Below are 23,278 nucleotides of genomic sequence, written 5' to 3' on the forward strand. Positions count from 1 at the left end.
GGCGCGTCGTTGACGCCGTCACCGGTCATCGCGACCACGTGCCCGCGCTTCTGCAGTGCGGTCACCACACGCAGCTTATGGCTCGGCGATACGCGCGAATAGACGTCGATCCGCTCGACTTTCTCTTCGAGTTCTTCATCGGTCATGGCGTCCACCTCGCGGCCGGTGACAGCCATGCCGCCTTGTGTCAGCCCCAACTCCCGGGCTATAGCCTGGGCGGTCTCTGGGTGGTCGCCCGTGATCATCACCACTTTGATTCCTGCATCCCGACACTTCTGGAGCGCGGCCTTGGCTTCCGGGCGAGGGGGGTCCACCATGCCCACCAGTCCCAAGAAGGTCATCTTCTCCTCTGCGTCCTCTGCGGTGGTCTTGGGCTTCCAGGCCACCGCCAGCACGCGCATGGCATCCCGTGCCATCGAGGAAGCGGTAGCCAAGATGCGCCGCCGCGCTGCCTCGGTCAAGGGCACGGTCCCCTCGTTAGTCGCGGCAAACGCGCACGAGGCCAAGATCACTTCGGGGGCCCCTTTGGCGTAGGCCACCAAACCAGAGGGCCCGCGGTGTACCGTGGTCATGCGCTTGCGCTCGGAGGTAAAGGCAATCTCATGCACTCTGGGCCATGCTTCTTCCAGCTCCACCTTGCGGAGCCCAGCCTTGGCTGCCACGGTAATCAGTGCCCCCTCGGTGGGATCACCCTTGATCGCCCAACGTCCGTCCTCCTCCCGGCGGACCAGGTGCGCGTCCGAAGACAGCACGGCAGCACGCAGCAAGGTCAGGAGCGGACCGTCTGTGCCCTCGATGGTAAGAGGCTCGCCCCCGCGGCGAAATTCGCCTACAGGCTCATAGCCGACGCCTGTCACTTCGATCAGCTCGCCCCCCACATACAACCGACGCACGGTCATCTCGTCTTTGGTGAGGGTGCCGGTCTTGTCCGTGCAAATCACCGAGGCGCAGCCTAGGGTTTCTACGGCGGGGAGTCGACGGACGAGGGCATTGCGCTTGGCCATGCGCTGCACACCTAAAGCGAGGGCGATGGTGACCACTGCCGGCAGTGCCTCTGGCACAACCGCCACCGCCATGGCAATGGCAAAGAGGAACATTTCCAACGGAGGCTTGCCGCGCGCCACTCCCAGAAGCCCGATCAAGGCAACCAGCACCAGCGCCGCACGCGCCAACATTGACCCCACCCGGGCGAGATTCTCCTGCAACGGCGTCTTGCCCGACTCTACCGTCTTCAGCAGCTCGGCCACGCGGCCGAATTCGGTGTGGGTGCCGGTCTCGACCACCACTGCCCGCCCCCGGCCGTAGGTGACCACCGTACCGCTGTAGACCATGTTCGCGCGCTCGCCCAGGGGCACAGAGCCATTTTGCAGAGCGGGGAGGGCTTTTTCAACTGGCGTAGACTCACCGGTGAGGGCCGCTTCGTCCACCTGCAGGTTCACCACCTCCAGGAGGCGACCGTCTGCTGGCACCTTGTCGCCCACCGACAGTAGCAGGACGTCCCCGGGGACGATCTCGCGCGCGGGGACCTCTTGTTCGCTGCCGTCACGGATGACCGTGGCGCGGAGGGCGGCCATGCGCCGCAATGCCTCCAGAGCCCGCTCGGCGCGGTACTCCTGTAGATAACCCATGAAGACGGAAAAGAGTACAATTGCCGAAATGGCGAGCGCCTCGACTTGGTGCCCCAGCGCCGCAGAGATGGCAGTGGCTACAAGGAGGATGATGACGAGGACATTCTTGAATTGACTGAGCAGGATTTTCCAACGCGAGATCTGCTCGGCCTCTTGCAACTCATTCGGGCCATACTGCGCCAGGCGCCGGGCCGCCTCGGCGCTGCTCAGCCCGTTTGGCCCACTCCCCAGGCGCGCCAGCACCTCTTCACCGGAAAGGGTGTGCCACAGCGGTTGATCCATGTCTTCCCTTCAACCCATCGATGACCCCACCCGCGCGACAGGGCCTTCCTCTCACTGCCTGGGGCAGACCCCGACCAATGGGCTCCTTACCTGCGGATGTGGTCTATGAAAATGCGTACTCCTTTGACCAAAGCCCCAATGGTGCCTATGATTCCCAGTAACGGCTTCTCCACGCGGTCGCGCAGCAGAGACTCCACGTCGCGCAGTTTGACCACCGTGTCGCGCACTGCGTCGACGCTCTCCTCCACCTTGTCCATCTGCCGTTGTGCCTGCTTGACGATGTCGCGCACGTCGTCAACTACGCGCACCACGTCGTGCGCGACGGGGGCGATCTGCAGACGGACGGTTTCGAGGAGCTTTTCTGCCTCCTTAGCGGTGCGCCGCACCTGGAAAAGCACAGGGATGAGCGCGAGGACGAAAATCACCACGAACGCCGCGATGACCGTGACGCTAATGGACGTCAGCATGGCGGAGCTCCTTCATGCAGGGACCGAATCACCAGTCCCGGCGCAGCGTGGCCGGGCATGAAAAGGGGCATCTCCCCGCCCGGGGAGGGCAGAAAGTCACCACCCTGTGCAGCGTTTATCTGATCAGCTCTCTGCGCCCTGCTTACCCTTTTCTTCTGCGAAAGCACGGGCCCCTGCCTCCACGGCCCTGCGTAGTCTGCCGGTCTTTTCGGCGATCGCGCCCTTAGTCTTCTCCACCCTTTCCTCTGCCTCTTCGGCGAGCTCTTCCGCCTTGCGACGCCCCTGGCTCACCAAGTTGGCCGCACGCCGCTTGAGCTCGGCCAGCTCGCGGTCTGCCTCCTCCAGGAACTCCTCAGTACGCCGCTTGATGTCTTCGCGCGTCTCCTTGCCCGATTTGGGAGCGTAGAGCAGGGCAAGAATCGCACCCACGGCTCCGCCGATCAACAGCCCCTTCACAAACGCACCGGTTTCCTTGTTCATTGCACCCTCCTCCAGTTCGATAATCCCTTTGCAGAAGTCACTTCGTGCCTTGAGCGCGCACACGCTCTTTCAGCGCACGAAACTGCTCATCCTCACTTGCTGAATATTCCGCGGGCGACAGGCCCTTCAACTTCTTCTTCAACCACCGGAGACGCACCTTTGCCGGCTGGTGCGTCGCACGCCATTTCGCCAGCGCTTCGGGGCGCTCTTGCTCGAGTTGGCGGAGTCGTTCCACCAGCGCCACCATCCCCCGAGGATCGTAGCCTGCTCTCTCCATGTACCGCAATGCAAGAAGGTCTGCCCCTACCTCAGCCTCGCGCCCGTACGCAAGAATGCCGTTGCTGGTAAAAAGCTCCCGGATGATGGCCCTACCGATGGCTGGGTTTGTACCCACCAAGGACTCGCTGAGGAGGGCAAGGCCGTAGCGGTGCGTCACCCGCTCAGCGCCATGACGCTCCACCACGTGGGCGATTTCACGCGCCAGCACCGCCGCAAGCTCGGAGGCAGTTTCGGCAACCGCCACCATGCCTTTGGAAACGAAGACGTGTCCGCCCGGCAAGGCAAACGCATACACCTCCTCGCTGTCGAGGACGCGGAACGTGAACGGCAAACCAGCCCAATCCGAGCGCGTGGCTATACGCGTGCCCATGTCGACCACGTACCGCCCGAGCTCTTCGTCACGAAACAAAGAAAAGGTGCGCGCCACCTCCTCCGCGCACAGCGCCCCCAGGCGGAGCTCCTGGTCCACAGTGATGAGCCTGACCTCTTCCCGCCTAGCCGACGACCCGCACGCAGCAACCATCAGGGCCGTCGCCACCGTGAGGAATGCCCAGGACAATGCTCGCCCACGTGTGCGCACGGCTTTACCTGCCAATGAGCTTCTTGAACTCTTCTTCGGAGAGCATAGGCACGCCCAGCTCTCGGGCCTTTTCGGCCTTGGAACCTGGGTCAGTTCCGACCACCACATAGTCGGTCTTTTTGCTCACGGAAGAGGCGGCATGGCCGCCCAGTTCTTCTACCAAACGCTGGGCCTCCTCGCGCGTGAACGAGGAGAGGGCGCCGGTGAAGACAAAGGTCTTCCCGGCCAGGACGCCTGCTTTCGGCTTGGGTGCCGGAGCCATGGCCACACCTGCCCGGCGCAGCTTTTCCAGCGTGCGCAGGTTTTCTTCCTGGGAGAAAAACTGATGCACGCTGCCTGCCACCTGCGGGCCGATGCCGTGCACAGCCATCAGCTCATCAGGACGGGCACGCGCCAGGGCGTCGATGCTGCCAAAGGCATTGACCAACACCTTCGCCACATGCTCCCCGACAAAGCGGATGCCCAGGGCGAACACCAGTCGGTCCAGGGTGCGGCTGCGACTGGCATCGATGGCGCGCAAAAGGTTATCCGCCGACTTTTCGCCCATGCGTTCCAGGGCCGCCAACTGGTCGCGTTGCAGGGTGTAGATGTCGGCCACGTCCTTGACCAGCCCCTTGTCCACCAACTGGTCAACCAGCTTATCACCCAGTCCTTCGATGTCCATTGCCCGGCGGGAGGCAAAGTGGCGGATCCGCTCCTTGAGCTGGGCCGGACAGCGCATGTTCTGACAGCGGTGCACCGCCTCTCCTTCCAAGCGCACTACCGGCCCGCCGCATGCCGGACATGTGGAGGGAAGACGATACGGTCGCTCTTGCCCTGTTCGCCGCGAGGTGATGACGGCGACCACCTCGGGGATGACGTCGCCCGCGCGCTGCACGATCACCCAGTCGCCGATGCGCACGTCTTTCCGGTCGATTTCGTCTTGGTTGTGCAGCGTGGCGCGGCTCACCTCCACGCCTCCCACTCGCACCGGGCGCATCACCGCCACAGGTGTGAGGGCGCCGGTGCGCCCCACCTGCGCCACAATGTCCACAATCTGGGTCGTCTCCTGCCGCGCCTCAAACTTGTAGGCAATCGCCCAGCGCGGGCTGCGCGTACGTACCCCCAGCCGCTCCTGCAGGTCGAACCGGTTGACCTTGACCACCACCCCGTCGATCTCGTAGGCCAGGGTATCACGAAGTTCCTGCATCTGCCGGTGGTACGCGATCGCCTCATCCAAACCCTGGCACAGCCGGATGTGCGGGTTCACCTTAAGGCCCCACCCCTTGGCGCGCTGGAGGAACTCGTATTGGGTCGCAAACGAGGTGCCCTCCACCCTGCCAAGCGCATAGCAGTAGTAATCCAAAGGGCGAGAGGCGGTGATGGACGAATCCAGCTGGCGCACGCTGCCGGCAGCGGCGTTGCGCGGATTGGCAAAGAGCGGTTCCCCTGCCATCTCCCGCTGGCGGTTCAGCTCCTCGAAGGCCGCCCGCTCCATGATGACCTCGCCGCGCACCTCCAAGCGTCGGGGAGGAGGTTCGACCGTCGACAACAACCGTAGCGGGATGCTCTTGATGGTGCGCAAATTCTGCGTGACATTCTCGCCGGTGGTGCCATCGCCCCGGGTGGAACCCAAGACAAAACGTCCGTCCACGTAGACCAGCTCCACGCCAAGGCCATCCAGCTTGGGTTCGCACACGTATTCCAAATCCCCGGTGATGCCCAGTGCCCTTTTGACACGTCCGTCGAATTCCACCAACTCCGCCTCATTCATGGCGTTGTCGAGGCTAAGCATGGGGACGGCATGAGGCACAGCCTCGAAAGCCTCCAGAGGAGGCGCACCCACGCGCTGCGTTGGCGAGTCCGGCGTGACCAGATCAGGAAACTCCCGTTCCAGCTCGATGAGCTCGCGCATCAGCCGGTCGTACTCGGCATCGGAGATCTCCGGAGCATCGAGGACATAGTAACGGTAGTTGTGGTAGTGGATCTGTTGGCGCAGCTCTTCGATTCGCTGCCTGGCCTGTTCACGTTCCACGGCACACCCCCGTCGATTCACCCTTTAATCACGCCCATTGGGCGGAGCTTGGCCACCTTCACCGAAATACCGGCGCCGTGCACGGCTTCCACCACCTGCGAGACGTCCTTATAGGCCTCGGGCATCTCCTCGGCCATAGTCTCGCGACTGGAAGCCATGACGAAGATCCCGTGATCTTCCAGCTCGCGATGCAGGGCGCGTCCCTTGGCGCTCTTGATTGCCTGATGCCTGCTCATCACCCGGCCGGCCCCGTGGCAGGTGGAGCCGAAGGTCTCCTCCATCGCCTTCTGCGTGCCCACCAGCACGTAGGAGTAGCGCCCCATGTCTCCCGGGATCAACACCGGCTGCCCTATGGTGCGATATTGCTCTGGCACATCCGGGTGCCCAGGGGGAAAGGCCCTGGTCGCCCCTTTGCGATGCACACAGAGCTCCATCTCCTTGCCGTCCACCACATGCCGCTCCAATTTGGCGATGTTGTGCGCCACCTCATAGACCACCTGCACGTTGATATCCCGGGGGCTCATGCCCATGGCCTTCTCGAACGCGTCGCGCGCCCAATGGGTTATCATCTGCCGGTTGCAGAAGGCAAAGTTGACGGCGCAGGCCATGGCCGCGAGGTACTGTTGTCCTTCCGGCGATTTGACCGGTGCGCAACAGAGCTGCCGGTCGGGAAGTTCGATGCCATACTTCTGGCTGGCCCGGAGCATCACCGCGATGTAGTCGTCGCAGACCTGGTGCCCAAACCCCCGCGAGCCTGTGTGCACGATAATGGTGACCTGGTCTTTGAACATCCCCAGCGCGGCAGCCAGCGACTGGTCGAAGATTTCTTCCACATAGCCCACTTCGACGAAGTGGTTACCTGAGCCCAGGGTGCCCAACTGCGGCCGCCCTCGTTCCATGGCCTTGGCGCTCACCGCCGAGGGGTCGGCCCCTTTCATCTGACCGTTCTCCTCGATCTTGTCCAGATCCTCGGGTCGGCCATAGCCGTTGCGCACGGCCCAATGTGCCCCCTGGGTAAGCACCTGCTTCTCCTCTTGGGCACTGAGCCGGAGCTGCCCCTTGGAGCCCACGCCGCTGGGGATGGCGCGAAAGAGCGCCGCCACCACCTCCTTGATCCGCGGCTCGATGGCCTTTCGCTCCAGGTCAGTGCGCAGCAGACGTACGCCGCAATTGATGTCATAGCCCACCCCACCGGGCGAGATAACACCTTCTGAGACATCGAAGGCCGCTACCCCACCTATGGGAAACCCGTATCCCCAATGAATATCGGGCATTGCCAGGGAAAACTTGACAATGCCAGGGAGCTGTGCCACATTGGCCACTTGCTCGTGCGCGTTGTCTCGCGTCACGTCGGGTAACATCTCCGCCGAGGCATAGATGCGTCCCGGCACCCGCATCTTTCCTTCTCTGGGAATCTCCCAGAGGAAGTCGTTCACCTTGCGCAACTTTGGCTCGGTCATGACGCTCCATCCTCCCTGCGAAACTCTCCAGGGTCAGATGTCAAAAATCACTTGCGCTTCCCAACCATGCTCTGCCTGCCGCACATAGAGCTTGTGGTAGGTGACCGCTTTGATCTCGGTCCGCAGCTTGTGACGCTGCAGATCAACCTTCTCCCCACGCACCGTGGCGTGCAATGAGCTTTTGTCCAATGAGCTTATGCAAAAGTGGCCGTAAAGTTCCTGCTCCGTGCAGAACCAATAGTTGAGCTCTGAGAGCCAATTCACCAGCAGCTCTTCGAGGTCTCCGCCTGCCACAGAGATAGCGCGCTCCACGGCAGGTTCCACCTTGCACTGCGGGCAGATGATTTGGAACGTCGCCTGCGCTGCCCGCACAAAGAGCTCTTTCAGCTCGGGCGCGCGCACCCGCACACCGATGTCGCCGGTGTGCTCAATGAACTCGATGGCGCTCAGCTCGTTCATTGCGGGTCCATCGCCTAACCGGTCACAATGTAAGAAAAATCAGATTCATGGTCAACTACTATCTGCGCCGGAATTCGACAAGACTCTCGTCATAGTCCTCTGGCGCCGCAAACCCCAGCAGGTTCATGATGGTGGCGGCAATGTTGCTCAAACCGCAGCGCTGCACCTGCTCCCTCAGGCGGTACTCGCCTGCATAGTCCGGATCGTAGATAATGAACGGCACGGGGTTGAGCGTGTGGCTGGTCTTGGCCTTGGGGTTGCCGTTGGCGTCGGTCACCACCTTGCCATTCTTGCGCTCGAACATCTCCTCGGAGTTCCCATGGTCGGCGGTGATGATGGCAAGCCCGTGCAGCTCGCGAATGACGGGCAGCAGCCGCCCCAGCGCCAGGTCCACCGCCTCCACGGCGACAATGGCAGCGTGCAACACCCCGGTGTGCCCCACCATGTCGCCATTCGGGTAGTTGATCCGTCCCCACCGGTAGAGGCCGCTTCTGAGCAACTCGATGGTGCGGTCCGTGATCTCGGCACTCTTCATCCAGGGGCGCTGCTCGAAGGGCACAATGTCGGAGGGGATTTCCACGTACTCCTCAAGCTCCTCATTGAACTTGCCACTGCGGTTGCCGTTCCAGAAGTAGGTCACATGGCCGTACTTCTGGGTTTCGCTGCATGCGAATTGCCGCACGCCTGCACCCACCAGGAGTTCCCCCATCGTACGGTCGATAGCAGGGGGAGCCACCAGGTAGCTCTTGGGGATCTTCAGGTCGCCGTCGTACTGCATCATGCCGGCATATTCCACCTGCGGCCTGGGGCTGCGGTCGAACTTGTCAAAGTCATCCTCCTCAAAGGCACGGCTGATCTCGATGGCGCGATCGCCACGAAAGTTGAAAAAGATCACCGAGTGGTGGTCTTCGATCCTACCCACCGGCTGACCGTTTTCGGCAATTACAAAGGGGGGCAAGTCCTGGTCAATCACGCCTGGGTGCCGGGTACGGAAGGTGGTGATCGCCTCCTCTGCCGAGCGAAACTGCTCGCCGAGACCGTGCACGTGGGTCTTCCACCCAAGGGCCACCATGTCCCAATTGGCTTCGTACCGGTCCATGGTAATTTTCATGCGGCCGCCACCACTGGCAATGCGGTAGTCGACTCCCTCCCTGTTGAGCGTCGCCAGGAATTCCTCGAAAGGGCGCACGTATTCCAGCGCGGACGTCTCCCCCACATCGCGCCCATCCAAGAGCACATGGATCCTGGCCTTCTCGACTCCTTCGCGCTTAGCCTGCAGCAGCATCGCTTTAAGATGGTCAATGTGGCTGTGCACATTGCCGTCGGAAAAGAGCCCGATAAAGTGCAACGGAGTGTGGTGACGGAGGCAGTTGTCGATGAGGCGACGCCACACCGGGCCGGCGAACATCTCGCCGGTGCGCAGCGCGCGGTTGACGAGCTTTGCACCCTGGTCAAAGACCCTTCCCGCGCCGATGGCGTTGTGTCCCACCTCCGAATTACCCATGTCGTCGTCAGAAGGCAGCCCTACTGCGGTGCCGTGGGCCTGAAGCAACAGATGGGGACAGTGCCCGAAAAGCCAGTCCAGGGTGGGGGTACGCGCCAAAAGTACCGCATTCCCTTCCTCCTCCTGGGATATCCCCACGCCGTCCATGATCACAACCAAAAGCGGGCCCGGTCGCCCGCGAAACTCGTCAAGACGCTTGAGCTTGTCCACGCATTGCCTCCCGCTGTACCACAAATGGTTTGGAAATCTCCAGCACATTTGCTAAATTACCGCCGTCAAGTCGATTTTGTCGACACAGGGATGCCATGAGGACTATTGCCCGACTCTCCCGGGCCTTTCTGTGCGCTCTCCTCACTGTGCCACTCAACGCCACAGAATGGCCTTCAGGGATGTACCTCAACCCTACTGCGCAATCTTTGCCTCGGGGCGAACTCCTCGCCATCGCATACTCTGAAGTGTACTTCAAACAGGTTGAGTTCAAATCCGCGCTCGGAGACCTGGTGCACGTCACGTACTGGGACATCCAGGGGACCGTCGGCTTCCGCTATGCCGTCAGCAATCACCTCGAAGTGGGGATTCGGCAAGTGCTCTACCAGGACAACCACAAGGTCGCGCCTGGTTTCAACCTCCCTGACGATCTGTTCCTCTCTGCGTGTTTGAACGGGTTTGGCCCGGCTTCCGGCCACCTGCGGCTTGGCGCGCATCTAAGCGCACGCGTTCCGCTTGCCAAGTACCATAATGTGGTCCTTGAGCCCTACTCGGCCGGGCGCATCGAACTCTGCACGCGCGGCCTCCTGGGCGTTGACACGGCGCCTGGCTCTCCGGATCATGGCGTGGCCGTCGACCTTGCCGTGGGGCTGCTAAACCATAACGACCTGGGCAAGCGCCTCACTGACGCTCCCGACGATAGCATCGCCGCCCGGTCTTCCTCTCGGCAGTGGCTATGGGCGGTGGGCGTCACACTCCGTCGCTCTCCCTTCGTCTTTGCCGTTACCTTGAGCGGAAACCACTTTCTGCAGCAGCCGCCGGTGACCGCATATAGCAGGGAGAACTATGCGTACCTTTCGCCCTCCGTTCTCTACCGCTGCACATGGTGGCTCACCCTCGGGAGTGCCTTGGACGTGCGACTCTACAACGCCTCCGACCAAACCGTCTATTCCGGCGCTCTGCCCCGCGTGGGGCACGACTTTGACAACTACCCGCCTTGGCGCCTGCGGCTCGTTGCTCAGCTGGTGGTTCATAGCAACCGGCCCCACGAGCGCACACCGTCGGACAAGCCCCCTCTACCGGCCAGCAATGCGCCCGTGAGTGAAGAAGTCGTTCGGCAGCTTGCCAAGGAAAAGCACGCTGCAGAAGAAGCCGAGCAGGAGCTGGAACGGATCAGACAGGAGCGGGAACGCGTGGCACGCATCCTAAACAAGCTCCGGGAGATGCTCGCCGCGCAAAAGCCCCCCGCGCCTCCTGCAGAGCCACCAGAGAAACCCTGATTCGCTAAGCCACACGCTCGCGTAGCAACTCCACCAGCCGGTCTATAGCCACGCGCTCCTGCCGCATCGAGTCGCGCTCGCGCACCGTCACAGTCTGGTCCTGCAAGGACTGCGAATCGACAGTAATGCCAAAGGGCGTGCCAGCTTCATCCTGCCGGCGATAACGTCGACCAATAGCCCCAGATTCGTCATAAAACACCATAAAATGCGGACGCAACATGTCCACAATTTTGTGCGCCAGCTCGGGCATACCGTCGCGCTTGACCAGCGGAAAGACACCGGCCTTGATGGGTGCCACCTTGGGCGACAGGCGCAGGACGACGCGCAGTTCGCCCTCAACGATTTCCTCATCATATGCCTCCACCAGGCACGTGAAAAGCGTGCGGTCCACGCCCGCAGAGGTCTCTATGATGTACGGCACATAGCGCTCGCGCGTCTGGTCGTCGAAGTAGGTCAAGTCTTTGCCGGAATACTGCTGATGCCGTGACAGGTCAAAGTCGGTGCGATTGTGGATGCCTTCCAGCTCCTTCCAGCCGAAAGGGAACTCGTACTGGATATCGAAGGCACGAGCAGCATAGTGCGCCAGCTCATCCTTGCCGTGCTCGTGGAAGCGCAGCCGTTCCCGGCGAATCCCAAGGTCGTAGTACCACTGCATCCGCTGCTCCCGCCAGTAGTCGAACCACTCGCCGTCGGTGCCAGGCTTCACAAAGAACTGCATTTCCATCTGCTCGAATTCGCGGGTGCGAAAGATAAAGTTGCCCGGGGTGATCTCGTTGCGAAATGCCTTCCCGATTTGTGCGATGCCGAAGGGGATCTTCTTGCGCGAGGAATTCAGCACGTTGAGAAAGTTCACGTAGATTCCCTGGGCCGTCTCCGGGCGCAGGTAGACGATGCTGGCCTCCTCTTCTACGGGCCCCATGTGCGTCTTGAACATGAGGTTGAACTGGCGCGCCTCGGTCAGTTCTCCGCCGCACTCCGGGCAGCGCGGACCCTCCACTTCGTCGGCGCGGAAACGACGTTTGCAGACCTTGCAGTCCACCATGGGGTCATGAAAACCCTCCACGTGTCCAGAGGCCTCCCAGACCCGCGGGTGCATGAGTATGGATGCATCCAGGCCCACGATGTCATCCCGCTGCTGGACCATCGCTTTCCACCAGCGCTCTTTGATGTTCTTCTTCAGCTCCACGCCCAGTGGGCCATAGTCGTAACAGCTGGTGATGCCGCCATAGATTTCGCTCGATTGAAAGATAAAACCTCGGCGCTTGCACAGAGAAACCAGCTTATCCATCACATCCGGTGGTCTAGTGCTCATGGTTTTTCTTGGCCTCGTCTTCTGACTTGACGTGATCTATTGCGCCTGGTACTTTCCGCAGTTCTTCCTCAAGCTCTGCCAGCACCTGGGGTGCGTGCACCCCGCGCAGGGACTCCAGGTGGTAACTTGCCATCCGCTGCAGCACCTTGTCGACCGCCGCACCCACTTCGGGGGCAACCAGCAGTTCGCTTGCGCGCAGAGGAGGCATACGTGCTACCCAGCGAAGCGCCGCCATTGCCGCCGGGCTGAGCGCCCCAACGGGTGCCGGACGACATCTGCTGCAAAAGTACCGCCCCCCTTCTACATCCAAAATTACTGGTCCTGCCAGCTGCTGTGCACCGCACTGGGCACACCGCTCCAACTCTGGCCGCACGCCATGCAGCTCCAAAAAGTGCATCTGGAAGCTGCGCACCACGTTCTTCAAGCCCCGCGGCGAGGTGTCCAGAGCCCGGAGGGTTTCAACCAGCAGGGCAAACAGAGCCGGATTTGGTGCTTCGCTCACTTCGGCCCGCAGCACCCACTCACAGGCCACCATGGCCAGCGCCATCCGCCCCAGCTCTGCATGGAGCCGCAAGAACGGCTCTACGATGTCCACCTGGCTAAGAAACTGGAGCTCGCGGGTCTCCTTCCGATAAAAGACCACGTGCACGTAATTCGCAGGCTCCAGGCTTCCCCAGAAGCGACTGCGGGTGCTCCGGGCCCCTTTGGCCACCAGGCTGATTTTGCCAAAGGCCTTGGTGTACAGGGTCAAGAACTTGGTCATCTCGCCCTGCCTACGGCTGTGCAGGACGATGCCCTCTGTTTTGGCCAGTGGCAAGGTTGGCCCCTCGGATGCCTGGTGTCAGCAGGTTATAGAGGCGCACCAGTTCTCCCACTCCCACCTGCTCCGCACGGAGGGCCAGGAGCGGTTCGTTCAATCCAGCCAGGAAGCTTCTCTCGCACAGGCGGCCAAGGGCATTGCGCAACACTTTGCGCCGTTGGCCGAATGCGGCCCGGACAAACCGTGCAAAGAGAGCCCGATCCTCCACAGCAAAGCGCGGTTGGGCGAGGAAGCGCCATCGAACAATGGCTGAGTCCACCTTGGGTCGCGGCCGAAACACGTGCGGCGACACATCGAAGAGCAGCCGCACGTCGGCGAGCAGCTGGCTGTGCACCGCAAGCGGCCCATACTGTTTGCTCCCTGGGCCCGCCACTACGCGCAGCGCGACCTCTTTCTGCAGCATAAGGAGCATATCCTCGACCACCGCCGCCTGGTCCAGAACTCGAAAGATGATGGGCGCTGAGATGTTGTACGGTATGTTGCCGATCACGCGCAGACGCGCCTGAGGAGGTGCAAGCGCGGCCAACTCCACCGACAAAAAGTCGGCTTCCATCACTTGCACGCCCGGCATGCCAGCAAAGCGGTCTGCGAGCGCCGCGGCCAGGGTGCGATCCAGCTCCACCGCGAAGAGCTGCCGGACATTGCCAGCCAGCAAGGCAGTGAGCGCGCCTTGGCCGGGACCGATCTCCACCACCACATCTTGGGGTTGCGGCGCAAAGGCATGCACGATTTTCCGCGCCACGTTCGGGTCAACAAGAAAATGCTGGCCCAGGCTACGCTTGGGACGCGGCACTGTCTTGAACTGCACGCCTTCTCACTCAGCTCGGCGTCGTTTCTGGTAACCCGAAGAGGCGCCGGGCATTGCCGGTGGTAACCTGCGCCACCTGTGCCACTGGGACACCGAGCACTGCAGCTGCCTTCTGTGCAACCAGCTGCACGTAGGCCGGTTCGTTGCGCTTGCCCCTGTGGGGCTCAGGAGCCATGAATGGACAGTCTGTCTCCAAAAGCAGGCGGTCCAATGGCACTTCTGCCAAGACGGCGGCGGCCCGCGCGTTCTTGAAGGTCACCACACCCGTAAAAGACACGTAGTAGCCCATCTCCAGCACCTGGCGCGCGCCCTCAACGCCCGCCGGGAAACAGTGAAACACCCCCTGCCCTCGTTTGCCCATCACCTCGCGCACGATGGCGACCACCTCCTCCCACGCATCGCGGGCGTGAATGATCACCGGCAGCCGCAACTCCTTTGCCAGCTCCAGCAGCTGGCGAAAAAGAGTGCGCTGTACCTCACGCGGCGAGTGGTCGCGATAGAAATCCAGCCCGATTTCGCCGATGGCGACAACCTTGGGGTGCGAGGCCAGCGTCCGAAGCTCGGTCAATGCACTCTGCGTGGCCGTCTTTGCATCGTGCGGGTGAATGCCCACCGCCGCATACAGGCCCGGGAACCGCTCGGCCAGCTGCACCGAGGCGCGGCTGCTCCGAAGGTCAACGCCCACGTTGATCAGAGTCGTGACTCCCGCCTCGTGCGCACGGCGGATGACATCGTCCCGATCGCGGTCGAATTCGGGAAAGTCCAAATGCGCGTGGGTGTCAACCAACTCCACGCTCACTGCACCTCGGCCCCAGCAGGAAACTCCTGGTCCGTGGTAACCAGCGCCAGGCGGCCGCTTTTTTCCACCGCGGCCAGCAACATGCCGCGCGACTCCACGCCGCGAATGGTGGCCGGGGCAAGATTGGCCACGACCACAATGGTCTTGCCCACAAGGTCCTCCGGCTTGTAATACTCCGCGATGCCGGCCACAATCTGCCTCTGCTCACCGCCGATGTCCACTTGCAGACGGAGAAGCTTCTGGGTTTTTTCCACCGGCGCAGCCGCCACGACTTTGGCCGTGCGGAGCTGCACTCGCTTGAACTCTTCAAACGTGATCTGCTCTGCCATCGCGCTCTCCTTGGGCTCTGCCGGCTTTAGCTTGGCAATCTCCGGCTCGATCTCCTCTTGTTCGATCTTCCGAAACAGAATCTCCGGTTTCGAAAGGGTGTGTCCGGCGGGCAGGCGAATTGTTCCTGCCTGGTCCCATTGCTCCTCTTCAACGCCTCCCGGAAGCCCCAGCATCTTCCACATCCGCGCGGCAGAAAAGGGCAGGATGGGGCTTTGCAACACGGCTAAGGTGCGGACCGTCTGCAGGCAGACGTTAATGGTGGTCGCGCAGCGCTCAGGGTCGGTGCTCACCGTAAGCCAGGGCTCCTGGTCATTGAAATACTTGTTTGCCGCTCGGGCCAAATCCATCAAAGCAGAGGCAGCCCGGCGCAGCTCAAAGTGCTCCAAGAGTTCACCGATAGTCCGCGGTGCTTCCTCCAAAAGACGGAGCATCTCTCTGTCTGCCGCGCCGAGGGCTTTCCCTTCCGGCACCCTCCCGCCGAACTTGCTCTGGGCAAAGGCCAGTGTGCGGTTGACAAAATTGCCCAAAATATCCGCCAGCTCCCCATTGTTGCGCTGGCGAAAGTCCTCCCAGGTAAAGTCGGCATCCTTGGTCTCCGGGGCATTGGCAGCCAGCCAATAGCGCAGCGGGTCCGGCTCGAACCGCTCGAGGTACTCCCGCAGCCACACCGCGTAGTTGCGGCTGGTGCTGAGCTTCGCGCCGGCAATATTCAAGAACTCGTTGGCGGGAATCTCATCCGGCAGGATGAACTCTCCGTGCCCCATCAACATGGCCGGCCAGAGGATCGCGTGAAAGACGATGTTGTCCTTGCCGATAAAGTGGACCAGCCGCGTGTCCGGGCTCAGCCACCACTCCCGCCAGCGCTCTGGGTCGCCAATGGATTCGGCCCAGTCCTTGGTAGCAGAGATGTAGCCAATCGGGGCCTCGAACCAGACGTAAATGACCTTCCCCTCGTAGCCGGGCAGAGGCACCGGCACACCCCACGGCAGGTCCCGGGTGACGGCCCGGTCCTCCAGACCTTCGGCGAACCAGCCGCGGCAGTAATTCAGCACATTGTCCTTCCAGTTCTTCTTGGCTCCGAGCCACTGCTCCAACCGTTCCTGGAAGGCGCGGAGCCTAAGGAAGAGGTGGGTCGAGGGACGCAGTTCCGGTCGCCCACCACAGACCTTGCAGTACGGTTCGATGAGGTCAGTGGGGCTGAGCGAGCTTCCGCAGCGCTCACACTGGTCGCCCCGTGCACCATCAGCGCCACACTTTGGGCACTTGCCCTCCACGTATCGATCGGCGAGGAAGCGATTGCAGGTGGGACAGAAGTACTGTTCCACCGCTTTCTCGACCAAGTACCCGGCCTGATATAGGCGGAGGAAGAAATCTTGCGCTGTCTTGTGGTGCACCGGAAGCGAGGTGCGAGAGAAGCGATCGAAGCTTATGCCGAAACGTGCAAAGCTCTCCTTGTGGTCGTGATGCCAATGGTCCACCACCTCCCTGGGGGTGACTCCCTTGGCCTCGGCGGCAATGGTAATAGGCACGCCGTGCTCATCGGTGCCACAGATGAACAGGACTTGGCGCCCCTTGAGGCGCTGGAAACGCACGTACACGTCGGCAGGAAGGTAGGCTCCCGCCAGGTGGCCCAAGTGAATGGGTCCGTTGGCGTAAGGGAGCGCAGCTGTCACCAGCACGCGTCGGAAGGATTCTCTGGGGTCATTAGATGCACCAAAAGAGGCCATGGTCTGTTCTCACCTTTTCTTCTTGCCGCTCTTTTCCCCTTTTGCCACCACCTGGCACTTGGCGAGTTCCTCGCGGGTCAGGATGTCCACGGTCTGGTCCTCGTAGCGGATATGCACCCGCTCGCGGAAGATGTCCACCTTCTCCAGGACACCGGTCCCCTTACTCGTCTTGACCAGGGATCCCACCTCGGGGAATGAGGCCAGCGCGGATTTGTAGAACTGGCGCTCATAGACAAGGCAGCAAAGCAAGCGGCCGCAAAGGCCCGACAGCTTTTGCGGATTGAGCGGCAGGTTCTGTTCTTTGGCACATTGGGTGGTGACCGGTTCGAATTCCCGCAAGAAGGTGTTGCAACAGAGCTGTCGGCCACAGGCGCCAAAGCCGCCGATGCGCCGTGCCTCATCCCGAACGCCAATCTGCCGCAGCTCGATACGGACGCGGTACTCGGCGGCAAGATCTTTCACGAGTTCGCGAAAGTCCACCCGCTTCTCTGCGGTGAAATAGAAGGTGATCTTGTTGCAGTCGAATTGGAACTCCACATCCACCAACTTCATCGCCAGGCCGTGCTTGGCAATCTTCTCCTTGCAGACCTGGAAGGCCTCGGCTTCCTTCTCGCGATTGGCCCGATAACGCTCCATGTCTGCTGGGCTTGGTTTACGCAGGATGTTGCGCACCGTCATGCCAGCGGCCTTGCGGTCGATGAGTGGCCCCACTTGGTTGACTACGCCAAGATCTTCGCCGCGCGCCGCCTCCACAATGGCATAGTCGCCGGGCTTGAACGGAAACTGTTGCGGATTGGCAAAAATCTCTTTTCGCTCGCCTTTGAACACTATCTCTATGTAGTCAGACATTGCGCTTCCTCCTGAGGGCGCTCCTCAGGTGTTGAAAGAGCACGATGAGCACCAGACTCAACTCCAGGTTGCGGTCGATGCGCGCCATCGCCTCCTCAATCGCACCGGTTGCGGCATCGAAGTCGATATGCTCAAATGCCCCTACAAATTTCTTCAGCCAGTCAAGGCGGTCAAAGTTGACCAGGAGGCCTGCCGCCTGAGGGTCCTGCTCCAGCGTGGTCAGCACCAGGGCGTCGTGAAAGACGCCGAGCAGCACGCGGAGGTACTCCTTCACCAGCGCCTTGTCCCCCAGCTGCCGAAGCTGCTCGGCTTGCAAGACGTGGTCATGGTCGGCGCGGATCGCCACCCGGAGGAGTTCGATCGCTTCATCGCGGCGCCGGTTCAGGTCCTGATCTAGCCACTCGATGGCCTTGCGATAGCTGCCACATGCCATGCCAGCGATGAGACGGGCCTGCTCCACAGGCACCTGCCTCCGCTCCACCAAGGCCGCCTGGATCTGCTGCGGCGTGAGCAGAGAAAAGCGCACCAGCTGACACCTGGAAACGATAGTGGGCAACAACGCCTGCACCATCGTCGTGGTGAGGATGAAAGTGGTGGCAGGTGGTGGTTCCTCAAGGAGCTTGAGCAGCGCATTGGCGGCTTCTGCCCTCATTGCCTCTGCCTCGGCGATGATCACCACCCGCCCCCGGCCTTCGAATGATTTCATGCTGCTGTCGTAGCGCAGAGCCCGGATGCGCTCAATGGGAATGACCGGATTTGCCCACGGGCGCAGCCTGGCGTACGGCTCGCGCGCTACACTGTCCAGAATCTCACGCTCCCGATCCACGTCCAGTTTGGGCGGTGCGGGGAAAACAAAGCGCACGTCCACGTGGTTTAGGGTCGCCACTTTTCGGCAATTGGGGCATGTGCCGCAGCCCCATGCGCCAGGGGTATGGCAGAGGATCGCCTGTGCCAGGGCTAACGCCATGGCCTCTTTTCCCACACCGTCGGGGCCAAGAAAGAGGTACGCATGGGCCAGTCGCCCCCGCTGCAAGGCCCGTTCAAGAACTCGTTTGGGCCCCTCTTGTCCTATGACCAAATCGAAAGCCATGCTCCTGCGGCTCCGCACGCCCTCATCGTGGGGAAGGGCTGAGCCAGTCGAGAGGATTGAAGTGCTGCGTACCCTTCCACACCTCAAAGTGCAGGACAGCCCCACCCATCACGCCCTCTTCACCCACTGTGCCGATGGTCTGACCAGCCTCCACATTTTCCTGTTGCACCACGTGGATCTCGCCCAACCGCGCGTAGACGGTGTAATAGCCTTCGCCATGTTCGACGATAACGATGTTCCCTCCCCCGCGTTGCCATGTGATCACTGCCACCCGGCCATTGGCAACACAACGGACCGGCGCACCTTCCCGGCCCTCGATATCCACCCCGATGTTTTGCGTAATGGTGCCCAACTGCGGGTGTTTGTTACGTCCGTACCTGCCCACCACTCGGCCAGGAGTTGGCCACGGGAGTCGTCCCTTCTGTGCCGCAAGCCCACGATAGGTGGTGATCTGCGCCGGAGGCGAGGCCAGGCGTTTCTCCTCGACGGCGGAGATCATCTTTTCGATGCGCTGGGCTGCTTGCTGGTACTCCTGCAGCCGACGCTGGAGCTGCTTCTTATCGCTGCGCACTTCGGCCAGCAGCTTGCCGCGTGTGCTGCGACTGGCGCGCAGGTTCTCCTGCTCCCGGCGCTTCTCGGCAAGAAGACGCGCCTGCTCCTCCTTCTGCTGCCGCAAGAGTGCTTGCTGTAGCGCGAGGTCCTCTCGTTTGGCCGCCAGGTTACGCAGACGCGCTCGGTCGGCTTCGGCCAGGCGTTTCTGCAACCGCAGCCACGCCCGCGCCTGGGTCAGCGAGCGGGATCGGAGGAACAGCTCCAGGTCTTTCGTCCGCCCGTATTTGTAGTAATGCAGGATCCGCGCACGCAGATTGTCTCTGATTCGCGTCGCCTCCCACTCGGTCCGCGTGGCCTCTCGCTCGAGCCTAGTGATGGACTCCTGGGTGCGCCGCTCCTGGCGTTCCAAGGACTGCAAGACGCCGCGCGTCAGGGCGATCTCACGGTCCAGGCTTGCTAACATGTCCAGAAGTGCGGACTCTCGTTTTTCCTTTTGTGCAAGTTGCGCCCGGTAGCGTTCAACCTCGGCCCGCACGCGCCGTAGCTCTTGCTGCTGCTCGTCCGTAGCCTGCGCCGCCACCACTGCCACCCATCCCACAAGGAGCCAAAGGGCGAAGCGCAATGCTCTTGTCCTTTTCGCTCCCCACATGGAAGTTAAGATACTCCTTCCTCCCGACAAAATCAACCGGAAAGTTGCCAGGCCCTCCCTCTCCTGCGCGACGCGCGGTCTTGGCTCCTCAGGGAAGGCAGATCTTGCCAAGCACGGTCCGCGCACGCGCACCCGTGGCACCCGGAAGATTACCCGCCGAACCCGCAATGGTCTCGTTGGCAAGCACGGCGAAGGCGATGGCCTCCTTTGCCTCCCCAAGGATGCCATGCTGGTCACTCCGCTCCACCACTGTTTGTGGACCGAGCCTCTGCCTGATCATCTCCATCAACGTGGGGTTAGAGGCTCCGCCGCCACTCACAATGAGGCGGTGTAACGGTCGTGCAGTTCCACCGTATCTCTGTAGGGCTTCGGCAATGCTTACCGCCGTGAGGGCCGTAGCGGTAGCCACCATATCGGCCGGTGCCAGCGCAAGCTGCTGTCCTCTAGCTGCCAACGCATTGGCGAAATGCTCCCCAAACTGCTCTCGGCCCGTCGACTTCGGAGGGAGGAGGGCGAAAAACGGGTGCTCCATGAGTTCATCCAAAAGGCCAGCGTGCACCTGCCCCATAGCAGCCACCTGACCGTCCCTGTCAAAGGGTCGCCGGAAAAGCCGGCGCATGAGTCCATCGATTACCATATTGCCCGGGCCGGTATCAAAGGCCAACACTTCTGCTGGTGAACAGCCGGCGGGGAGCAGGGTGACGTTGGCAATCCCGCCGATGTTGAGCAGGCACCGGTTCTCCTGGGGGCTGCGAAACAGGAGATAGTCCACAAAGGGTACCAGAGGGGCGCCTTGGCCACCTACGGCAATATCGGCGGGCCGAAAATCGCCGACGGTGACAACTCCTGTGCGCTTGGCTATCACGGCCGGCTCCCCAATCTGAAGTGTGCCACTTAGCACGCGCCCGCAGTACTGATGCGGCACCGGAAGGTGATGGATGGTCTGTCCATGCGAACCGATGAGGTCGACGGACGACGGGGCCATTCCGGCTTCGGCAATTGCGTGCAGCGCGGTCTCGGCGAAGAGCTCCCCCAATAAGAAATTGAGTCGGCAAATGCGGTCCACGCGCCCGGTACGCGGCACGGAGCAGGCCCGGATCTCCTTGCGCACCTCCGGCGGTAAGGGCCGTGAGAGGAAATGTACGACTTGGAGGCGAAGCCCTTCGCCTGCCCCGGTAATCCGGCACACTGCCGCGTCGACGGCATCCGCTGAAGTGCCGGACATCAGCCCCACTACCACCCGTTCGGACTTCTGCCACAGTTCAGCCAAGGGCCGCACGTGCTAAGCCTTCAGTGACGCTTCCAGACAATCCAGTAACCGCGCAGTGACAGCCACGCCCGCCTTCCGCAACGCCAAAATGGCGGCGCCAGCCACAGGCTCAAAGCGCGGCCAGTCAATCCTTACCTTCGAGGAGACTGCGGCAAGCTCCTCGCGCATCAGAGGCTCCAACACCGCCCTCTGATTGAACACACTCCCGACTAGTGCCACGCGGACCTCTTCGCCCTGCAGTCCGAGCCTCAGCGCTACCGTGGCGGCCATCTTCCCCAGCTCGTGGCCGGCTGTGCGCACGATGCTCTGGGCAACCGCATCGCCCGCGGCAGCTTCTTCGAACACCATCGGGGCAAAAGAGGCTATGGCAGCGCGGTCGAGATCGCCGCCGTACACACGAGAGATCACCTGATCGATGCGTTCCACGCCACAGGCTTTTTCCAGGCGGTGTCGGAGCGAGGTGACTGGCCCGCGCCCGTCCAAATCTTTGAGCGCGGCAAGCAGCGCCTCCCGACCCAGGAAGTAGCCACTCCCCTCGTCGCCCAAAAGGTACCCCCACCCTCCACAGCGTACCACCTCCCCTGAGGCCGATTTGCCGAAACAGATACTCCCTGTGCCTGCAATGACAATGATGCCCGGTCCATCCGGAAAGGCACCCGCCAGGGCGATGCTCGCATCGGTGTCCACCGTCAGGGAGCGCGCCACGCCAGTCTTGTTGAGGGCTGCGTGGGCGGCATCGCGGTCACCGGGCCTTCCTGCCCCGGCCAACCCCAGGTAGATGTGTTCGGGCACAAGCCCTTGCATGCCACTACGCTCACGAAGGGCGCTCAGAAGCTCGTTCACCACAACGGCGAGCTTCTCCGGACCAATTACTTGCACGTTGGAGACCCCTGCCTCGGCCTGAGCCAGCACACGGCCCTCTTCGTCCACCAAAAGCCCACGGGTCCGCGTTCCCCCACCATCAACTCCGACGACGTACCGCATCACGTTCCCTTTCTACGCATGCACGATTGTCCACAGGCGGCGAACGATAGCCGCCGCCAGCACTACCTTAGCCAACTCGCCGGGTAAGAAAATAAGCGCGCCAGACCAGAGTGCCACCCGCAGTGAAATGTCCCCACCTGCCACGACATTGAGGTTGACGTAGAGGTAGGTTACCCCAAGGAGGAGCACGATGAGGGTACCTACCCCATTGGCAACCAAAAGGCGCTTCCAGGATGGCGGGAGCAGCACGTCGCGCTGCCGGACAGGGCGCACAAGCCAGGACACCGCCGCGCTGGCCAGGGGAAAGCCCGCGATGTAACCGAAGGTGGGGCGCAGTACCACACCCAACCCACTACCCGAGGCAAACACCGGGAGGCCCATCAGGCCACACGCCAGGTAGGCTCCTTGCGCCGCTGCTGCGTAACCTGGCGGCAGGATCCCTCCGCCTAGGAGCACAAAGAGGGTCTGGAGCGTGACAGGCACTGGCCACATGGGGACCCTCAGCATGGCGCCCACCGCTGTGAGAGCGCTCACCAATGCACAGGGCGCAATCCATCGTATCTCGCTCCGCTCACCCATGTCTGCACTCAAGAGCCCACGGCCCCACGAAGGATACGCCTTGATACAGAAAGAGGCAGACCTTGATCTGCCTCTCAGCAAGTCGCCAAGTGTCGCGGTCGTCGTCAAGATGACTGTCGCGCAAAATCCTGCCTCTTCTTCTTCGAGTCCAGATCAAGCTGCTTCAGGTACTTGCGAATCTGGAACCAACCTAGTTTCACATTCCCGAAGCGCGGCGTATTAAGCTCCTTCAGGATTTTAGCCGTTCCTGCATCCGGGAACTCGGCAACCACGCGCTTGATCTTCTCAGCGATATCGTCCTCGATGGGACCCCGCTCGGCCGTGGCCTCAGCGGCAGAGGCAGCAGGTGACCACGCGCTGCCCACTGACTCCTCGCCCGCCTGGACCACAACCCGCCCTTTGGTCTTCGCTTCAGCATCAAAATCCCTAATAGCTTCTTCGACCGTGTCGAACGCCTTGAGAATGTAGTGGAACTCCAAAAGCTCAAAGACCTCATACACGTCGGGGATCATGCCGACCAACTTGAGATCTCCCCCTTTCTCGCGAATCCCTTTGATCTCGCTGATAAAGATGCCCCAGCCGGCGCTGCTGATGTAGTCCACGTTGGCGAGATCGATGATGATGTTGTAGGAGCCGGCCTTCAACAGGGAAGTGAGCGAGTGTTCCAACTCCGACGAAGTAGTGGTGTCAATATAGCCACCAACCTTGATGATGGCGATATCGTCCCGGCTTATGGGCCTTTCTACAGAAAGCTGGATACCTTCCATAGGCGAGCATCTCCCGATGTGCGACCACCGCAACGTTGATGCCAACACTGGTTTGACATCAGGCCAGTGCTAATATATCAGAAATGGGGCTAAATGTCAACC

The 23,278-nt window shown here is 61.7% G+C and carries 21 protein-coding genes; 1 reads left to right on the top strand and 20 read right to left on the bottom strand.

Annotated elements, in window-relative coordinates:
• From ONB25_11995 to gpmI, 8 genes are all read right to left on the bottom strand, one after another.
• A partial coding sequence (locus ONB25_11995) for an HAD-IC family P-type ATPase (protein ID MDZ7393606.1) occupies window positions 1-1,910 on the bottom strand: 1,910 nt, incomplete at its 3' end.
• Between the two features lie 86 nt (window positions 1,911-1,996).
• A complete protein-coding gene (locus ONB25_12000; protein ID MDZ7393607.1) occupies window positions 1,997-2,377 on the bottom strand; it encodes a DUF948 domain-containing protein in 381 nt (126 codons plus the stop codon).
• Window positions 2,378-2,500: 123 nt separating this feature from the next.
• Complete coding sequence (locus ONB25_12005; protein MDZ7393608.1) at window positions 2,501-2,857, bottom strand: YtxH domain-containing protein; 357 nt, start codon at window positions 2,855-2,857, stop codon at window positions 2,501-2,503.
• Between the two features lie 37 nt (window positions 2,858-2,894).
• Window positions 2,895-3,716 carry a M48 family metalloprotease gene (locus ONB25_12010; GenBank protein MDZ7393609.1) on the bottom strand — a complete coding sequence of 274 codons (822 nt, stop codon included), beginning with the start codon at window positions 3,714-3,716 and terminating at the stop codon, window positions 2,895-2,897.
• 4 nt (window positions 3,717-3,720) lie between these two features.
• Window positions 3,721-5,730 (bottom strand): NAD-dependent DNA ligase LigA, encoded by a 2,010-nt coding sequence (ligA, locus tag ONB25_12015; protein ID MDZ7393610.1) that lies wholly within the window; start codon window positions 5,728-5,730, stop codon window positions 3,721-3,723.
• 17 nt (window positions 5,731-5,747) lie between these two features.
• Window positions 5,748-7,190 carry an RtcB family protein gene (locus ONB25_12020; GenBank protein MDZ7393611.1) on the bottom strand — a complete coding sequence of 481 codons (1,443 nt, stop codon included), beginning with the start codon at window positions 7,188-7,190 and terminating at the stop codon, window positions 5,748-5,750.
• A gap of 33 nt (window positions 7,191-7,223) precedes the next feature.
• Window positions 7,224-7,649 (bottom strand): archease, encoded by a 426-nt coding sequence (locus ONB25_12025; protein ID MDZ7393612.1) that lies wholly within the window; start codon window positions 7,647-7,649, stop codon window positions 7,224-7,226.
• Between the two features lie 58 nt (window positions 7,650-7,707).
• Window positions 7,708-9,363, bottom strand: coding sequence for a 2,3-bisphosphoglycerate-independent phosphoglycerate mutase (gene gpmI, locus ONB25_12030; GenBank protein MDZ7393613.1), 1,656 nt, complete (start codon window positions 9,361-9,363; stop codon window positions 7,708-7,710).
• Between the two features lie 290 nt (window positions 9,364-9,653).
• Between gpmI and ONB25_12035 the strand changes: the two genes are divergently transcribed.
• Complete coding sequence (locus ONB25_12035) at window positions 9,654-10,640, top strand: hypothetical protein (GenBank protein ID MDZ7393614.1); 987 nt, start codon at window positions 9,654-9,656, stop codon at window positions 10,638-10,640.
• 4 nt (window positions 10,641-10,644) lie between these two features.
• Here ONB25_12035 and ONB25_12040 read toward each other — a convergent pair whose 3' ends face one another.
• The 12 genes from ONB25_12040 to ONB25_12095 form a co-directional block, all read right to left on the bottom strand.
• Window positions 10,645-11,952, bottom strand: coding sequence for a glycine--tRNA ligase (locus ONB25_12040; GenBank protein MDZ7393615.1), 1,308 nt, complete (start codon window positions 11,950-11,952; stop codon window positions 10,645-10,647).
• On the bottom strand, window positions 11,942-12,715 hold the full coding sequence (gene recO / locus ONB25_12045; protein ID MDZ7393616.1) for a DNA repair protein RecO: 774 nt from the start codon (window positions 12,713-12,715) through the stop codon (window positions 11,942-11,944). The genes ONB25_12040 and recO overlap by 11 nt, the downstream gene beginning before the upstream one ends.
• Window positions 12,716-12,725: 10 nt before the next feature.
• Complete coding sequence (gene rsmA, locus ONB25_12050) at window positions 12,726-13,580, bottom strand: 16S rRNA (adenine(1518)-N(6)/adenine(1519)-N(6))-dimethyltransferase RsmA (GenBank protein MDZ7393617.1); 855 nt, start codon at window positions 13,578-13,580, stop codon at window positions 12,726-12,728.
• A gap of 10 nt (window positions 13,581-13,590) precedes the next feature.
• Complete coding sequence (locus ONB25_12055; GenBank protein MDZ7393618.1) at window positions 13,591-14,379, bottom strand: TatD family hydrolase; 789 nt, start codon at window positions 14,377-14,379, stop codon at window positions 13,591-13,593.
• A complete protein-coding gene (gene metG / locus ONB25_12060) occupies window positions 14,376-16,436 on the bottom strand; it encodes a methionine--tRNA ligase (protein ID MDZ7393619.1) in 2,061 nt (686 codons plus the stop codon). The genes ONB25_12055 and metG overlap by 4 nt, the downstream gene beginning before the upstream one ends.
• Window positions 16,437-16,445: 9 nt before the next feature.
• Window positions 16,446-17,285: a regulatory iron-sulfur-containing complex subunit RicT gene (gene ricT, locus ONB25_12065; protein MDZ7393620.1), complete on the bottom strand. Its 840-nt coding sequence runs from the start codon at window positions 17,283-17,285 to the stop codon at window positions 16,446-16,448.
• Complete coding sequence (holB, locus tag ONB25_12070) at window positions 17,278-18,375, bottom strand: DNA polymerase III subunit delta' (GenBank protein MDZ7393621.1); 1,098 nt, start codon at window positions 18,373-18,375, stop codon at window positions 17,278-17,280. Before holB ends, ricT begins: the two co-directional genes overlap by 8 nt.
• A 22-nt stretch (window positions 18,376-18,397) precedes the next feature.
• Complete coding sequence (locus ONB25_12075; protein ID MDZ7393622.1) at window positions 18,398-19,576, bottom strand: peptidoglycan DD-metalloendopeptidase family protein; 1,179 nt, start codon at window positions 19,574-19,576, stop codon at window positions 18,398-18,400.
• A gap of 88 nt (window positions 19,577-19,664) precedes the next feature.
• A complete protein-coding gene (locus ONB25_12080; protein ID MDZ7393623.1) occupies window positions 19,665-20,855 on the bottom strand; it encodes an anhydro-N-acetylmuramic acid kinase in 1,191 nt (396 codons plus the stop codon).
• A gap of 3 nt (window positions 20,856-20,858) precedes the next feature.
• On the bottom strand, window positions 20,859-21,830 hold the full coding sequence (locus ONB25_12085; protein ID MDZ7393624.1) for a hypothetical protein: 972 nt from the start codon (window positions 21,828-21,830) through the stop codon (window positions 20,859-20,861).
• Between the two features lie 12 nt (window positions 21,831-21,842).
• Window positions 21,843-22,409: a biotin transporter BioY gene (locus tag ONB25_12090; protein MDZ7393625.1), complete on the bottom strand. Its 567-nt coding sequence runs from the start codon at window positions 22,407-22,409 to the stop codon at window positions 21,843-21,845.
• Between the two features lie 104 nt (window positions 22,410-22,513).
• Window positions 22,514-23,176 carry an STAS domain-containing protein gene (locus ONB25_12095; protein ID MDZ7393626.1) on the bottom strand — a complete coding sequence of 221 codons (663 nt, stop codon included), beginning with the start codon at window positions 23,174-23,176 and terminating at the stop codon, window positions 22,514-22,516.
• Between the last annotated feature and the right edge of the window lie 102 nt (window positions 23,177-23,278).

The organism is candidate division KSB1 bacterium, assembly GCA_034506335.1.
In the GTDB taxonomy this organism is placed as follows: Bacteria; Zhuqueibacterota; Zhuqueibacteria; order JANLFK01; family Oleimicrobiaceae; genus Oleimicrobium.